Below are 16,157 nucleotides of genomic sequence, written 5' to 3' on the forward strand. Positions count from 1 at the left end.
GACACCTCTGTTCGTACGCACGCCTCCCCCTTCAGGCCTCGATCCGGGATCCTACGATCTACTGCCCTTGGGGGAAGGCGGGTTGGCGCTTGCTGCGCGAGAGGAATCAGTAGGTGAGGGCGTCGGCCATGTCGCTCTGCCAGTAGGTGACGAAGCCGTTGCTGCCCCAGTACGTGTCGGCCGGGAGCGTCAGTTCTGCCGGGGAGCCCGTGGAGCCCGAGTTGCTCTTCGAGGTGAAGTACACCGTCAGGTGCGTGCTCTTGTTCAGGTCCTTGCCGTCGGACTCACCAAACAGCCCGATGGAGGCGTAGGCGGACTGACCCGGCTCAAGGGTGACCACGGCCTGCGGGATGCTGTCGCGGAGGACCGGGAAGGCGGCCTGGGCGTCGTCGAAGCGGAGCGCCGGCGCGTGGTACGCGTAGCAGGGGCGGTTGCCCGTGTTGGTCGCGGTGAGCAGCAGGTGGTTGATGGGGCGGCTCACCTTGCTGACGGTGACCTTGGTGTTCTCGCCGGTGCAGGTGACGGGGGAGCTGTTGCCGGTGCCCTTGTTGCCGGTGGCGCCGGTGTTGCTCTTCTGGCCGCCCGCGCCGGAGGTGGAGCCCTTGGAGTGGGCCGCCGTGTTCTCTGCAGGGGCGTTGGACGTGCTGTCGGTGTCCTTGGCGTCCTTGCCCGAGTCCGGCGCGGTGGCCGCCGGGGACTGCTGGTCGGCGGTGCTCCCTGCCGGAGCCGCCGCTCCCGCCTTGCCGTTGTCACCGCTGCCGTTGTCGCTGCAGGCGGTGAGCGAAAGGGCGGCCAGGAGGGCGGTCGCGGCGAGGGCGGTGGTGCGGACGCGGTTGTTGCGCATGGTGGTGGTACTCCCCGTATGTGTTGGTGAGGTCGTTCAGTCAGTGATGGCAGATCAGGACCATGACGATCGTGGTCGACACGATCACTACGCCGATTGCCGCGGCATCGATCAGCTCGATGCGGAAATGGGTTCGCACTGCGTCGTCCCGGTGGTCTCTGCGGTGTGGTCACAGACTGCGGGACGGCGGATTCCGGCCGCAACGCCGAATGGCCCATTGGGGAAGCTGGAATGCTTGCGCGTACTGTGACCTGGGCAGATTCCGCGTCCCTGGAACGGTGTTCCGGGACGAACCAGGAGGGGGAACGCCGCAGTGGCGACGCCGGAGGCCGAGGAATTCGCGGCTCTGCTGAAGGAACTGAAGAACCGTTCGGGGCACAGCTACGGGGTTCTCGCCGGAAGACTGCACGTCAGCACGTCGACGCTCCACCGGTACTGCAACGGTGACGCCGTGCCCAATGAGTACGCGCCGGTGGAGCGGCTGGGGCGGCTGTGCGGGGCGAGCCCCGACGAGCTGGTGGAGCTGCACCGGCGGTGGATCGTGGCCGATGCGGCGAGACGGCGCCCTGTTGCCGTTCCCGATTCCGTTCCGGTTCCGGCTCCTGCTCCCGTTTCTGATTCCGAGTCCGTTCCCGAGCCGGGAGCTGTGGCTGAGGCTGTGGCTTCGCCCGAGGACCGGGACGGAGGCGAGGACAAGGATGGCGACGCGCTCGCGCCCGAGGTCGTGACGGCCGGGGCGAGCCGGCCTCGGCGGTTCTGGTCCTTCCCGCGGGCGCGCGTCCTGCTCGCGGCCGTCGCCGTCGTCGCGCTCACCGTGCCCACCACGATCATCGTCAGCAATCTCTCGGGCACGGACCGCGGCGGCCTCAGCGATGCTCCCGCCGTGGACGGCGTACCCGCACTGCCCGACGACGAGAGCGCGCCCGCGTCGCCCGGCACGCCGGATCCGTCGGACAAGCCTGCCAAGCCCGGCAAGTCCGGTGCAGCGACCGCCCCGTCCCTGGGGTCAGGTGCCGCCTCCGCCTCCGCGTCCACCGGGCACAGCGCGGGAGCGGGAGCAGGGCCGGGTGCGCAGACGGGCGGGGGCGTACCCCTGAACGCCACCATCAGCTCTTACAACTGGGATGCGCCCTGCGGCCAGTACTACGTGCTGGACCAGAAACCGAACGAGGTGCCCCCGCCGCCCGCGCCGCAGGACACCCGTGGCTGGGCCAGGGCGCTCGGCGGGGTGGACGGCGGCAGCCTGCTGCTCGAACTCACCGTGCAGGGAAAGTCCGATCAGGCCGTCGTGCTCCAGGGGTTGCATGTGCGGACGCTGTCCCGCAAGGAACCGCTGGCGTGGTCGGCGTACTCGATGGGGGAAGGCTGCGGGAGCGGTATCACACCGCAGTCCTTCGATATCGACCTCGACGACAGTCGGCCGACCCTCACCCCGGTTGCGGGGCGGCAGGGGGACAAGCGGGTGCCGCCGAAGGACTTCCCGTTCCGGGTGTCCTCCACCGATGTGGAGGTGTTCGACCTCAATGCACACGTCGACGGGCACGACGTCAGCTGGTACCTGGAGCTGGAGTGGAGCAGCGGCGGCCGTGAGGGGACGCTGCGCATCGACGACGGCGGGAAGCCGTTTCGTACCAGCAGCATCAAGACGCGGCCGCAGTACCTGTACCGGCACGACACGGCCCAGTGGGTGACCAAGGAGTAACGGTCACGGCCACTGGGCCGGTGCCTGCGCGTGCGGACGGGGCTCGGAGGAGCTCGGGGGTCAGAGGCGCTCAGGGGTCCTGATGCCGAGCAGCTCCATGCCCTGGTGCAGGGTGCGGGCGGTGAGGTCCGAGAGGAAGAGGCGGTTCTCGGCCACATCGCCCGGAACCTCGGGCTTCAGCACCGGGCACTGGTCGTAGAACGTCGTGAAGAGCGACGACAGCTGGTAGAGGTACGAGGCCAGCTTGTGCGGCTCGTACGCGGCGGCGACCTCGGCCACGACCTCGCCGAACAGGTCCAGGTGCAGGCCCAGCGCGCGCTCGGCCGGGGCCAGCTCCAGCTCCGGGTGCGGCTGGGACTTCAGCTCGCCCGCCTTGCGCTTGATGGAGCGGGACCGGGCGTGCGCGTACTGGATGTACACGCTCGTGTCGCCGGTCAGCGACACCATCTGGTCCAGGTCGAACTTGTAGTCGCGGGCGGCCGACGTCGACAGGTCCGCGTACTTCACCGCGCCGATACCGACCTGCGTGGCGCGCTCGGTGATCTCCTCGTCGGTGAGGTCCTTCGCCTTTTCGCGCACGACGGTGGACGCCCGGTCGATCGCCTCGTCCAGCAGGTCCTGCAGCCGGACCGTCTCGCCCTCACGGGTCTTGAACGGCTTGCCGTCCTTGCCGAGCACCGTGCCGAAGGCGAGCTGCACGGCCTTGACGTCCTCGTTCAGCCAGCCGGCGCGGCGGGCCGTCTCGAAGACCATCTTGAAGTGCAGGGACTGCCGCGCGTCCACCACGTACAGCAGGGTGTTCGCCTTGAGGTTCTGGACCCGGTCACGGATCGCGGAGAGGTCGGTCGCCGCGTAGCCGTAGCCGCCGTTCGTCTTCTTGACGATCAGCGGGACCGGGTTGCCGTCCGGGCCCTTCACGTCGTCGAAGAAGACGCACAGCGCACCTTCGGAGCGGACGGCGACGCCCGTCTCCTCCAGGATCCGGCAGGTCTCCTCGAGCATGTCGTTGTAGCCGGACTCGCCGACGATGTCGGGGTCGCGGATCTCCATGTCGAGCTTGTTGAAGACCGAGTAGAAGTAGATCTTCGACTCGTCGACGAACCGCTGCCACATGGCCAGCGTCTCCTCGTCACCGGCCTGGAGCGCGACGACCCGGTCCCGGGAGCGGGCCTTGAACTCCTCGTCGGAGTCGAAGAGCGCCCGCGAGGCCTTGTAGAGCCGGTTCAGGGAGGACATGGCGGCTTCGCCGTCCGCCGCGCCGCCGTCGCCCTCGTGGTTCAGTTCGCCCGGGTGCTCGATCAGGTACTGGATGAGCATGCCGAACTGGGTGCCCCAGTCGCCGATGTGGTGCCGCCGGACCACGGTCTCGCCCGTGAACTCCAGGATCTGCACCATCGCGTCACCGATCACCGCGGAGCGGAGGTGCCCGACGTGCATCTCCTTCGCCACGTTCGGCTGCGCGTAGTCGACGACCGTCGTGCCGGCGTTCTGCGCGTACGGCACACCGAGCCGGCCCTCGTCGTCCGCGGCGCGCTCGGCGAGGGTCTCGATGATGGCCTTGTCGCTGAGCGTGATGTTCAGGAAGCCGGGGCCGGAGACCTCGATCTCCTTGATCAGGTCGCCTGCCGGGATCGCGGCCGTCACCTGGGACGCCAGCTCGCGCGGGTTGCCCTTCAGCTTCTTGGCGAGGGCCAGGATCCCGTTGGCCTGGAAGTCGGCCCGGTCGCTTCGACGCAGCAGCGGGTCCGCGGTGCCGGCATCCGGCAGTGCTGCCGTCAGGGCGTCCGCGAGCTGCTGCTGGAGCGTGGAAGCGAGGGAATTGACCGAGGCCATGGGATGGCTGCCGTTTCCGTAGGGGTACAAGGGATCACACCCAGTATTCCACGGCGAGTAAAGCCGTTTTCGCGCTGCCGGTGGGACCTGGGAGAATGGGCGGTGCCCCTACGAGTCCCACAAGGGTGTTCCTACGAGTCCTACAAGAGAGAAGGACGTGCAGACCGTGGCTCAGAGTCAGAGCAGCACCGAGGCCGACTGGGTCTCCCGCTTCGCGGACGATGTCATCGCCGAGTCGGAGCGTCGTGCGCCTGGCAAACCGGTCGTCGTCGCGTCCGGCCTCTCCCCGTCGGGCCCGATCCACCTCGGCAACCTCCGCGAGGTCATGACCCCGCACCTGGTCGCGGACGAGATCCGCCGCCGCGGGTACGAGGTCCGCCACCTGATCTCGTGGGACGACTACGACCGGTACCGGAAGGTTCCGGCCGGCGTCCCCGGCGTGGACGAGTCGTGGGCCGAGCACATCGGCAAGCCGCTGACGTCCGTGCCCGCACCGGCCGGGTCCGCGTACCCGAACTGGGCGGAGCACTTCAAGGCCGCGATGACGGCTGCGCTGGACGAGCTGGGTGTCGAGTACGACGGCATCAGCCAGACGGAGCAGTACACGGCGGGGACGTACCGCGCGCAGATCCTGCACGCGATGAGGCACCGCGCCGACATCGACGCGGTCCTCGACCGGTACCGCACGAAGAAGGACCCGGCGGCAGGCGCCAAGGGCGGCAAGAAGCCGCAGCAGCAGAAGAAGGTCGACGAGGCCGAGCTGGAGGCCGAGGCGGGTTCCGGCGCGGCGAGCGAGGACGACGGCAGCGGCGGCTCGGCCGGCTACTTCCCGTACAAGCCCTACTGCGGCAACTGCGAGAAGGACCTGACCACGGTCACGTCGTACGACGACGACACGACCGAGATGAACTACACCTGCACCGCCTGCGGCTTCGCCGAGACCGTCCGGCTGAGCGAGTTCAACCGCGGCAAGCTGGTCTGGAAGGTCGACTGGCCGATGCGCTGGGCATACGAAGGAGTGATCTTCGAGCCCAGCGGCGTGGACCACTCCTCGCCCGGTTCGTCGTTCGTCGTCGGCGGCCAGATCGTCCGCGAGGTCTTCGACGGTGTGCAGCCGATCGGCCCGATGTACGCCTTCGTCGGCATCTCCGGCATGGCGAAGATGTCCTCCAGCAAGGGTGGCGTACCGACCCCGGCCGACGCGCTGAAGATCATGGAGGCACCGCTGCTGCGCTGGCTGTACGCGCGCCGCAAGCCCAACCAGTCCTTCAAGATCGCCTTCGACCAGGAGATCCAGCGGCTGTACGACGAGTGGGACTCGCTGGCGCGCAAGGTCGCCGACGGCTCCGTGCTGCCCGCCGACGCCGCCGCGTACGCGCGTGCCATCGGCACGGCCGCCGGTGAGCTGCCGAGCACGCCGCGCCCGCTGCCGTACCGCACGCTCGCGTCCGTCGTCGACATCACCGCCGGCCACGACGAGCAGACGCTGCGCATCCTGAGCGAGCTGGACCCGGAGAACCCGATCGGCTCGCTCGACGAGGCACGGCCGCGCCTCGACCGCGCGGAGAACTGGATCACCAACCAGGTCCCCGCCGACGCCCGCACCATCGTCCGCAACGAGCCGGACAAGGAACTGCTCGGCTCGCTGGACGACCAGGGGCGCCGGTCGCTGCGGCTGCTCCTGGACGGGCTGGACACGCACTGGTCGCTGGACGGGCTCACGACGCTCGTCTACGGGGTGCCGAAGGCCCTCGCGGGGCTGGAGCCGGACGCCAAGCCGACGCCCGAGCTGAAGGCCGCGCAGCGGTCGTTCTTCGTGCTGCTGTACGAGCTCCTGGTCGGCCGTGACACCGGTCCGCGGCTGCCCACGCTGCTGCTGGCCGTCGGCGCGGACCGGGTGCGGAAGCTGCTGGGCGCGTAGGAGTCGGTCGTACGGAGGGCCGTCACCCGGTGATGCGGGTGACGGCCCTTTGTCCTGCCGGTCCCGGTCCGTTCTCGTGCGGCGGACGGACTCGGAGGTGGTTACGCGATGTGGTTCTCGGCCATCTCGTTGTCGAAGCGCTGCTTGAAGCCCGGGACCAGGCGCCGGAGCAGGGCCGTGCTGCGCGGGTGACTGACGCCGTGGACGTCCGAGAGCGTTATGTCGAGGACCTCGGCGCTCGGATGGACCTGGTGCTCGTGCGTGAGGTCGGAGAACACCGTGTACGCCATGTTGCCGAACTCGATCTCCGCCTCGGCCCACTCCGCCGGATCCGCTTCCTGCTGGGGCTGCGGCTCCTCCTGGGGCAGGCCCTGCGGCTGCTCCAGCTGCTTCGGCAGGGGTTCCTCGCTGCGGGGGTGAGGGACCGCGCCGATCGTGCCCACGTTGCCCAGGGGACGGGTGCGGCCGCCCGGGCCCGACGGGACCGTGACCGGGGTGGGCTCCAGGCCCTCGACGTACGTGGGGTCGTACGCGCCCTCGTACGCGCCCTCCGGGACCTGCGGCGCCGCGAACCAGGGGCTCTCGTGCGCGCCGGGGCCCTCCGGGGGCCAATCCTCGGCGGCCGGGTCGGAGGGGTGGGCGTACTGCTGTTGGGGCTGCTGCGGGTGCTGCCGGGGCTCGGCGTACTGCTGTTGTTGTGCGGCGTACGGCAGCTCGGGCTGAGGGGGCACCGTTTCGACGGCCGCCGGAGCCGGCGGCAGCAGGGCCGGTTCGATGCCCGCTGCGGCCAGCCCGGCCGGGCCGGTGTCGGCCAGCGGGACACCGAACTTCGCCAGCCGCAGCGGCATCAGGGACTCGACCGGCGCCTTGCGGCGCCAGTTGCGGCCGAAGCGGGCCTGGAGCCGCGCCTGGTAGATCAGCCGGTCCTGTTCGAGCTTGATGACCTGCTCGTACGAACGCAGCTCCCACAGCTTCATCCGGCGCCACAGCTTGAACGTCGGGACCGGGGAGAGCAGCCAGCGGGTGAGGCGGACACCCTCCATGTGCTTGTCGGCCGTGAGGTCGGCGATCCGGCCGACCGCGTGCCGGGCGGCCTCGACGGCGACCACGAACAGCACCGGGATCACCGCGTGCATGCCGACGCCCAGCGGATCCGGCCAGGCCGCGGCGCCGTTGAAGGCGATCGTCGCGGCGGTCAGCAGCCAGGCCGTCTGGCGCAGCAGCGGGAACGGGATCCGCATCCAGGTCAGCAGCAGGTCCAGCGCCAGCAGTACGCAGATGCCCGCGTCGATGCCGATCGGGAAGACCAGGGAGAAGTTCCCGAAGCCCTTCTGTTCTGCGAGCGCGCGCACCGCGGCGTACGAGCCCGCGAAGCCGATCGCGGCGATGAGTGCCGCGCCGGCGACGACGACCCCGATGAGTATCCGGTGCGTGCGTGTCAGCTGCATCGCGGCCACCCGCGATCCCCTCCCTGCGTTCCCGACTTCGACTTCTGGCGGGCACAGCCTGGCACATGCGCGTGGGGTGCGGTGCGCGGGGAGGGGCGAAGCCCGGCTCTCGGGGGAGGGCCGGGCTTCGTGGAACTGCTTCTGCGCAGGGTTGTTGGGGTACCTGCCGTGGGCCTGGCGGGAATGCCCGGCGGGCGGTGGTCCGGTGTTACGACGTGTGTGACGCGGACTTCGTCGACTTGGGGGAGCCCGCCGACTTTGTCGACTTCGGGGACGACCCGGACTTCGCGGACGCCGCGGACTTCGTCGCCGTCGGAGACTTCGACGTGCCCGCGGACGGGCTCGACGTCTTCCTGTTGGCATCGGCGACCGCCGCGACGGTCTCCTTGGCGGCTTTCTCGGCGCCCTTCAGGATGTCGTCGCCGGACGGCGTCTGCGCGCCCGCGTAACCCGCGCCGTTGTAGGTCAGGGTGACGACGACGTTCCCCGTACGGGCCACGACCGTCGCGTACTTGAAGTCCTCTTTTGTCTTGGTGAGGTCGTACGTGAGCAGGGTGGCCTGGTCGCCGATACCGCTGACGGGGGCTTCGACGACCTTCTCGGCGCCCTCGGTCGCCTTGGTCTTGGCGACCTGGTTCGCGAGGTCCTCCTGGGCGCGCTCGGCGCCGCTGCCGAGCGCCTGGTCCGATTCGAAGCGGGTGAAGCCGACGTCGAGCCAGCGGTACTGCGAGCCATTGACGCCGTTGTCGTCGAGGCCGTTCCAGGAACAGCCGGCGCGCGCCGAGGTGTCGCTGGACCGGGCCGGCGTACCGGCCTTGCTCTTGGCCTTGGGCACCAGCGAGGTGATCGTCTTCGCGGAGATCGCGTTGCACGGGTCGGGCAGCTCGGCGAACTTCGCCGGCTCGACCGTCGCCTCCGTCTTCTGTGCGCTCGGAGCGGAGGCCGAGGGCGAGGCCGACTTCTCCTTGCTGCCGGAGTCCGACGAGCAGCCGGCGACGACGAGCATCACCGGAACGGCGGCGCAGGCGAGTATGCGGGTGAGTCGCGGGGCTGATCGGTGCATGGTTCCTTCACTCGGGTGGCGCGACGGGCGGGTGGCATGGTGCTCGGGCAGGTGTTCCGGAGGGCCACGGTACGACGGACGGCGACCGGATGCCGCCTCGGCCGGACGCTCCGCCGGCCGGCGCGGTGCGGGTCGGGGGCGCCCGGCGGCGGGCTATTCGCTGAACTTGTCGACCAGCTTCCGGGCCAGTGCCTGGGCCTTCTCCTGCAGTTCCTTGCTGTCCGGGACCTGGCTCGCGAGGGCGGGCTGCTCGGCGTACCGGACGGTCACGATGACGTTCGATGTGCGGAATACCACGCTCACCGTGCGGTGTTGTGCGCTGGATCCTGCCCGAGTGAGCAGATCGTCCAGAAATGCGGCATCTCCGAGGCTGTCGAGGGTGCGCGGACGGAGGTCCTCGGAGCCCGCGCCTGCGTCGCCGCCGGTGTCCTGTGCCGAGCCGGAGGGGGAGTCCGACGGGGAGTCCGACGGGGAGTCCGACGGGGAGTCCGTCACCTTCTCCGCGTCGTCGGGGGCGAAGGTGCCGGACGGCAGGTGGGCCGCGGTCTCCTTCTTCCCGTACACCTCGCGGGCGCGGTCCTCGTCACTCACCGAGGTGTCGTACGAGACGACGCGCTCGAAGTCGAGCACGACGGAACGGGACGAGGCCGCGGCCTCCGACTTCCACTGGCAGCCGACCCGGCGGTCGGTGTCATAGGTGACGGCGGCCGTGCCCGTGTACGCCTTCTCCTGCTGGTCCTCCGGCAGTTCGGCGATGCCCGGAAGCAGGTCCTTCAGCGTGGATCGCGTGATGGAGCGACAGGGCTCGGGAAGCGTGCGGTATTTGCCCGGCGGAGCGGCGGCGATGCTCGGGCTGCCGGGTTTGCTGTCGGCGGCGGGGCCTTCGGTACCGGTGCCACCGGTGCAGCCGGCGGTCAGCACTGCGAGGAGTACGACGCCGGGTACGTACGCCATTCGTCGCACGGTCCGGGCTCCCTTCGAGCGAAAAGAAGTTGCCGCTCGATGGCGGCCGGTGGACACAATGTGTATCGCACGCGCCGCTGTGATTGCCGGTCGGCCGACTCTTTTGCCGACCTTGGCACCGGTTTTGCGCTTTCAGACTTTCCGGGGGAATCGAGGAGCTATGTCGTACGTAGAGGTACCGGGGGCGAAGGTCCCCATCCGCATGTGGGCCGACCCGGCTTCGGTCGAGGACGGTGCGATGCAGCAGCTGCGGAACGTTGCCACGCTGCCCTGGATCAAGGGGCTGGCCGTCATGCCCGACGTGCATTACGGCAAGGGTGCGACCGTCGGTTCGGTGATCGCGATGAGTGGTGCGGTCTGCCCGGCGGCAGTGGGAGTGGACATCGGGTGCGGCATGTCCGCGGTGAAGACCTCCCTGACGGCCAATGACCTTCCGGGCGACCTGTCGAGGCTCCGGTCGAAGATCGAGCAGGCCATTCCGGTGGGCCGGGGCATGCATGGCGACGTCGTGGACCCCGGCCGGCTGCACGGCTTCCCGACCGCGGGCTGGGACGACTTCTGGGGACGGTTCGACGGGATTGCGGATGCGGTCAAGTTCCGTCATGAACGTGCCACCAAGCAGATGGGAACGCTTGGATCCGGAAACCACTTCATCGAGTTCTGTCTCGACGAGTCGGGTTCGGTGTGGCTGATGCTGCACTCCGGGTCCCGGAACATCGGCAAGGAGCTCGCCGAGTACCACATCGGGGTGGCGCAGAAGCTGACGCACAACCAGGGCCTGAGCGACCGTGACCTGGCGGTCTTCATTTCGGACACCCCGCAGATGGCGGCGTACCGGAACGACCTGTTCTGGGCCCAGGAGTACGCGAAGCACAACCGCGCGATCATGATGGGGCTCTTCCAGGACGTCGTCCGCAAGGAGTTCAAGAAGGCCCGGGTCACCTTCGAACCGGTCATCTCCTACCAGCAGGAAGATGCCGAAGGCCAGATGAGAACCGTCGAGTACCGCCCTGGCGTGATCAGCTGCCACCACAACTATGTCAGCGAAGAGCGGTACGAGGGGGTGGATCTGCTGGTCACCCGCAAGGGAGCCATCAGCGCGGGCTCGGGGGAGTGGGGGATCATCCCCGGTTCCATGGGTAGCGAGTCGTACATCGTCCGCGGCCTGGGCAACCCCAAGTCGTTCAACTCTGCCTCGCACGGTGCCGGTCGAAGGATGAGCCGGAACGCGGCGAAGCGGCAGTTCTCCACGAAGGATCTGGAGGAGCAGACGCGGGGGGTGGAGTGCCGTAAGGACTCCGGCGTCGTGGACGAGATCCCGGCCGCGTACAAGCCCATCAGCCAGGTCATTGATCAGCAGAAGGACCTGGTGCGGGTCGTCGCGAAGCTGAAGCAGGTCATCTGTGTGAAGGGCTGACTTCCAGCACTCCATGTGATCGACAGGCCCCGGACTCTGCGTCCGGGGCTTGTTGACTGACGCGTCGTCTCGATGGGCTCAGCAGAGCCCCGAAATGCGGCTGCCAGAGGACTGGGCCGTGCCTGATGATTTCGCTCATGTCGAATCCCGCCTCCTTCCGTGACCAGACCAACTGGTCCAACGGCTACTACGAGCTGGCCATCGAGGTTGGATCAGCCGATGACGCCCAGATACAGGCAGTCCTGAGCGCTCTGTGGTCCGTAGCAGACGTACAGGGATGCTTTGGAAACAGCGACCGTGAGCCTCAGGAGCAGGATCCCGTACCGTGCACGGTTGCCTCCCTGTCCGAGTACGGTCACCTTCACGGCCAGGTCCGCCTGCCGACGGGCCAGCTGGCCGTGTGCGGTTGCCTGGTGATCCGCGGCGGGGATGAAAGCAGCGACTGGCTGGACTTCTACGTGCCCGTAGGAGCGCTGGAGAAGGCGGGCATCGCGTACTGGGACGGTCGGCCGTTCTTCAGGTCCGCCGACATGGATGACTGGCTTGCCGCCATCGGGACCGAGACCTTCAAGCGCGCGCCCTTCAGCCTGGGCGTCATCGGCTTCGAAGTCTCGGGCTGCACCGACGCATCGGCGATGGAGGGCAGGTTGCCGGAGGAGCGGGACATCGGGTACCTGCTGCCGCAGGGCGAGGTCCTGCACTATGGGGCCGCCAACACCTGAGTCTTGGCCAGGCATGGGTGATTGTCGGACCCTGGTGCCAGCATGGCGCGCCATGGACGTGGATGAGTTCTGGAGCTTCATCGAGTCGGCGCGTAGTGACGATCGGCCGTTCGCCTAGGCGTTGGCGGAACGGCTGGCAGCAAGGTCGGCGGAGCAGATCCTGGCGTTTCAGGAGCGGTTCGATGCCCTTGATGGTGCCGTCTGCCGCTGGGACGTCTGGGCTGCGGCGTACCTCATAGGCAGTGGATGTTCCGATGACAGTTTCATGGACTTCCGAGCCGGGCTGATCGCACTCGGTCGTGTTTGGTACGAGAGAGCGATCAGCTCGCCGGACAGTCTCGCTGTCCACCCGGACGTCAGGGCTGGCGTGGGGAAGTATGGCGAGGGCGTGGTGTTCTCGGAGGAAGCGGGAACTGCGGCATGCGATGCGTTCGAGCGGCGCACAGGCGGGGACGTGGACGACTTCTACGAGGCGTGGGACCAGTACCGGGCCTCGCGTGGCATCCAAGAGTCCCCGGCCGATATGGGGGAGGACTTCGACTTCAGCGACCCTCTGCAGATGCGGCGACGTCTGCCCCAGCTTGCCGCGCTCTACCTTCCCGAACGCACCGACTGAAGTGGCCGGTCACCCTGGTTGAATCACGGCATGACGGACTGGTCGCGGCTTGGCGATGCCTACGGCTCTGCGGAAAGGATCCCTGAGCTTCTCGACCGTTTGGGCGCGGGAGCAGACGAGGAAGTGTGGCGTGAGCTCTGGGGGCGTCTCTGCCACCAGGGGACAGCTTGCTCTGCGGGCTTCGCAGCGATACCGCGGTTGGCCGAGGTGGCTCGACACGGCCAGAGCGATGACAGCGGTCGGGCACTCGTCCTGGCCGGCACCATCATGCGCGGCTCGCTCCAGAGCCATGGGGCGGACGGCATCATCCTGTCGTGCTCGGCAGCAGTCGAGGATCTGCGGAGGCTTGCGGACGAACGCCTCGTGGGTCGCCCGGACGGCTACCTGGGGCTCTTCAGTGTGCTGCTTGCTCTCGAAGGTCATCCCCTGTGGAGCGAAGTCATCGGTGACTTCACCGATGACTTCTACGAGGTTGGCTGCCCGCACTGCGCTTCGAGTGTCACTGTGGCCATCGGGGACTACGGTCACTACTCCTCTATCCGTGATTGGCACAGAGGGGACGTGCACCGCTTGCCGCTCCGGCCCATCGGCCTGGACCAGCTGCGCGGCGTGGGTAGACGGATGTACGTGACGGCCGTGCGGGACGCCCAGGACAAGCTCGCGCGCGGGATCACCCACCTCTTCGGCTGCGCAGAGTGCGGGGAGTGCGGCAGCGTCTTCAATGTGGCGGATGAATACTCCGCAGCGAACTCACCGTGAAGTGAACCTAGTTGTAGCCAGCAGGAAGAAGCCGTGGACATCGCACCTTGTGCGCGGTCCACGGCCCCTCGATGGCCTGCCACGCTCGGCGGCCAGCGGCCGGAAGGGGACGCTGCCGTTCTCAGAGTCGCTGCGCACTCGGCAGAGCTCGAACCTGCAACCTTCTGATCCGTAGGATCGGGCAAGACGCGGATCGAGCAGCTGGCGGCCCCTAAGCTCGATCGGTCATAGTTAGCCACTATGTGCGTCTGTCTGCCGTCGTTGCCGTCAGAACTGCCGTCAAATCTGAACTATGGCACCACCGCCGAGTGTCTGCGCCCGTGCCAGCCTCCTGGCCGGGCCTGCGCTCCAGGCTCCGCCCGACTCCAGCCGCACCTGATGCCAGACAAGGTCCGTCGGGTCTGGCGGGGACGGCTCCACAGCTAACGGCAGCCACTTTGGCGCGATCCTCGAACATAACGGCCCTACCACCGTTCCTGCTCAATCGCCAAAAACCCCACCGAAGCGTCAGGCATTCCGTACCATCCGTCTATGCTGCGTCTCATCATCGATACATCGGTCTGGCTGAACATGGCGAAGCGCCGGGATGGCCGGCAGATCATCGTGCCTTTAAGGGTTCTATTTTTCCAAAAAAAGCTAGAAATCCTGACCCCATCCGTAATTCTGGACGAATTCGAGCGCAATCGACCTCGTGCAGAGGCAGCTACATCGAGCAGCGTACGCGAGCGTTTCAGGCTTCTACGGCAGGATTTGCAGGATTATGGGGATGATGCAGCTCAACAGTGGATCGCAGAAATGGCTCATCAAATCCCATACGTCAGTACACGTTCTCTTCAAAACTTTTCGGAGATTTCTGACCTGCTGCGGGCTGGGTCAGCTTTGCAGCCGAGTGATTTTGAATACGCAGCGGTTGTAAGGCGAGGCCGAGAGCAAGAATAGCGTCGCAGACGCGTTGATCATCGAACAGTACGCGTCCGCCGTTAAGGCCGGAAGCCTGCAAGACCAATACGTCTTCGCAACCTCAAACTACACCGACTTCTCGGCCCCCAAAGGTGACCGCCGACAGCCGCATCCAGACATTGCAGATATATTCAAGTGCGAGAACTCCCACTATGCATATGACGTCGACGGGCTCATTGCAGTCCTGGGCGAAAAGCTAGGGAGTGATTATTTCGACGAGACCGAGGAAGTGGAGTTCATCCAAAACGCAACAGAGAATCGGTCCCTGTCTGACATTACTGCCGCCGAACAGGAGTATTTCGATAAGATTTGGTATGGGCGAAGCTTGATGAGGGATACCGAAGACGGACAGATAGACTCCGAATCATCGGAATCTCTGAAGCAACGGATCGCCTCAGCAAGGAAAAGCATCGAGGATAAATACGGAGAGGAGGGACTCCCACCCGTCAATGATTGGGAATGGGGATTTATGCACGGGAAGCTTTCGGCGCTGCGCTGGGTGCTTGGCGAGGAATGGGATTTCCTCGACACCTGACCTGATCCTACGTAGGTTGCAGCGAATGTCGTGCGTTCGATGCTGGGCCGGACATGTACATGTGAATCAACACTACTAGGCAATTACCACAAGAGGGCCGCATTGAACAACAAGGGACCAGAATGGCAACAGTATCAACATGAAGTCGCAGCGGCTCTGTCTGAGCTCGGTTTCGCCACAGAGGTTGAAGAGAAAGTCACAGGCGTTAGGGGCACACATGATATTGACGTGACCGCGCGAATCACAGCGGCAGGCATTACCCAACTGTGGGTAGTCGAGTGCAAGAAGTGGAAACGGGCCGTACCAAAAGAGCGAGTCCTTACGTTCTCGGCGATTGTCGCTGATGTAGGGGCAGATCGGGGTCTTGTATTTGCTGAGAATGGATTCCAGGCTGGGGCGATACGCGCGGCAGGCAACACCAACCTCACCCTGACGAGCCTAGTCGATTTTCGTCAGAATACGGCAGATGAGCTAGCATCCATTAAGGTGAGGGACCTACAAGAGCGAATCACCCTGCTTGAGAACAAGTTTCATTCCATTTGGGACTTGTCGCAGGAAGAGCGGGATAAGCGAGTCGCCCAATATATTGGGCCATCCGGCTTTTTGGATCTGCCAGCAGGCCATAGTGCAGCTACGTCTCACCTCTTGGCGTGCCTGTCGCAGATGAAAGAGGCTTTGAACGCCGCACGGTTCAATCGTTGGCCCGTATTCTATTGGGCTTTGGATGACGAAGCTCCCATCAGCGTCAACGCATGGCCGGGCTTGCTTTATATCACCGAAGAGACCGTTGCCACGTGCGAGCGAATTTACGATCAGATGGAATCACCCCAGAGGCAAGTCAAGGACTGGAGAGAACTACAGTCTCAAGAAATTACCGAACTACTGGCCAAAATTCGCCAGCCTAAAGATGCGTAGACGCAGATAACCCCTCTGACAGGCTGGAGAATGCGGGAACGAGTGGTCGTAGACAGAATATACTCTCGCCCGATCAATGAGTAAGCCATTCTTTGGCTTTCCTTCCCTTTGCCTATCGCAGACCGAGCGGGTCACCCGATCCCGCGACTTTCTCAACGGGAATTCCGATGAGTCTCGCCGCCACTCGTTCTGAACGAAGCGCATCAACTGCGGCTAGGATCAATGACATGGAACCCAGCACAACACTTGTCCAATAGAACACTTGAGCCGCGATCTCATGACGCGCCAAGTTATACGTGATTCCACCGGCCGCGATAAAGGCAGCGTAGATCAAGAACAAGAATGTCCCTTGAATTGGAATAAGTCCTAGATACCGGCGACGATTCAGGATTGTATTCGAGCTTGACTTCGTCTGGCATCCCCTCATTCAGTGCAGTCTGTAGCTTTTCTAGGTACACA

The 16,157-nt window shown here is 66.0% G+C and carries 14 protein-coding genes; 9 read left to right on the forward strand and 5 right to left on the reverse strand.

Annotated features, from left to right (window positions below; genetic code table 11):
* Positions 1-106 precede the first annotated feature (106 nt).
* A complete protein-coding gene (locus OH809_RS24005; RefSeq protein WP_406420461.1) occupies positions 107-844 on the reverse strand; it encodes a DUF4232 domain-containing protein in 738 nt (245 codons plus the stop codon).
* A gap of 313 nt (positions 845-1,157) precedes the next feature.
* Between OH809_RS24005 and OH809_RS24010 the strand changes: the two genes are divergently transcribed.
* Complete coding sequence (locus tag OH809_RS24010) at positions 1,158-2,546, forward strand: helix-turn-helix domain-containing protein (protein ID WP_406420460.1); 1,389 nt, start codon at positions 1,158-1,160, stop codon at positions 2,544-2,546.
* Between the two features lie 60 nt (positions 2,547-2,606).
* Here OH809_RS24010 and argS read toward each other — a convergent pair whose 3' ends face one another.
* Positions 2,607-4,379 carry an arginine--tRNA ligase gene (gene argS / locus OH809_RS24015; RefSeq protein ID WP_406420459.1) on the reverse strand — a complete coding sequence of 591 codons (1,773 nt, stop codon included), beginning with the start codon at positions 4,377-4,379 and terminating at the stop codon, positions 2,607-2,609.
* Between the two features lie 157 nt (positions 4,380-4,536).
* Here argS and lysS point away from each other — a divergent pair, with 157 nt between their 5' ends.
* The gene (lysS, locus tag OH809_RS24020) at positions 4,537-6,300 is read left to right on the forward strand and encodes a lysine--tRNA ligase (RefSeq protein WP_406420458.1); all 1,764 of its coding nucleotides are present in this window, start codon (positions 4,537-4,539) and stop codon (positions 6,298-6,300) included.
* A 101-nt stretch (positions 6,301-6,401) separates the two neighbouring features.
* Here lysS and OH809_RS24025 read toward each other — a convergent pair whose 3' ends face one another.
* From OH809_RS24025 to OH809_RS24035, 3 genes are all read right to left on the reverse strand, one after another.
* The gene (locus OH809_RS24025) at positions 6,402-7,757 is read right to left on the reverse strand and encodes a DUF2637 domain-containing protein (protein ID WP_406420457.1); all 1,356 of its coding nucleotides are present in this window, start codon (positions 7,755-7,757) and stop codon (positions 6,402-6,404) included.
* 199 nt (positions 7,758-7,956) lie between these two features.
* Positions 7,957-8,811, reverse strand: a complete 855-nt coding sequence (locus OH809_RS24030) for a DUF3558 family protein (protein WP_406420456.1) — start codon at positions 8,809-8,811, stop codon at positions 7,957-7,959.
* Between the two features lie 153 nt (positions 8,812-8,964).
* Complete coding sequence (locus OH809_RS24035) at positions 8,965-9,765, reverse strand: DUF3558 domain-containing protein (RefSeq protein ID WP_406515511.1); 801 nt, start codon at positions 9,763-9,765, stop codon at positions 8,965-8,967.
* A gap of 169 nt (positions 9,766-9,934) precedes the next feature.
* On the opposite strand from OH809_RS24035, the gene OH809_RS24040 reads away from it, so the two are divergent.
* The 7 genes from OH809_RS24040 to OH809_RS24070 all read left to right on the forward strand — a co-directional run bounded on the left by OH809_RS24040 (position 9,935) and on the right by OH809_RS24070 (position 15,698).
* Positions 9,935-11,191 (forward strand): RtcB family protein, encoded by a 1,257-nt coding sequence (locus tag OH809_RS24040; protein WP_406420455.1) that lies wholly within the window; start codon positions 9,935-9,937, stop codon positions 11,189-11,191.
* Positions 11,192-11,328: 137 nt separating this feature from the next.
* Positions 11,329-11,913, forward strand: coding sequence for a hypothetical protein (locus OH809_RS24045; RefSeq protein ID WP_406420454.1), 585 nt, complete (start codon positions 11,329-11,331; stop codon positions 11,911-11,913).
* 121 nt (positions 11,914-12,034) lie between these two features.
* Positions 12,035-12,529 (forward strand): DUF4240 domain-containing protein, encoded by a 495-nt coding sequence (locus OH809_RS24050; protein ID WP_406420453.1) that lies wholly within the window; start codon positions 12,035-12,037, stop codon positions 12,527-12,529.
* Between the two features lie 30 nt (positions 12,530-12,559).
* Positions 12,560-13,288, forward strand: a complete 729-nt coding sequence (locus OH809_RS24055; protein ID WP_406420452.1) for a hypothetical protein — start codon at positions 12,560-12,562, stop codon at positions 13,286-13,288.
* A 531-nt stretch (positions 13,289-13,819) separates the two neighbouring features.
* Entirely contained in the window at positions 13,820-14,227 is a 408-nt protein-coding gene (locus OH809_RS24060) for a PIN domain-containing protein (protein WP_406420451.1), read from the forward strand.
* Positions 14,228-14,240: 13 nt separating this feature from the next.
* A complete protein-coding gene (locus OH809_RS24065) occupies positions 14,241-14,783 on the forward strand; it encodes a hypothetical protein (RefSeq protein ID WP_406420450.1) in 543 nt (180 codons plus the stop codon).
* A 102-nt stretch (positions 14,784-14,885) separates the two neighbouring features.
* Positions 14,886-15,698: a restriction endonuclease gene (locus tag OH809_RS24070; RefSeq protein ID WP_406420449.1), complete on the forward strand. Its 813-nt coding sequence runs from the start codon at positions 14,886-14,888 to the stop codon at positions 15,696-15,698.
* Positions 15,699-16,157 lie beyond the last annotated feature (459 nt).

Source organism: Streptomyces sp. NBC_00873, from assembly GCF_045207415.1.
Classification (GTDB): Bacteria; Actinomycetota; Actinomycetes; order Streptomycetales; family Streptomycetaceae; genus Streptomyces.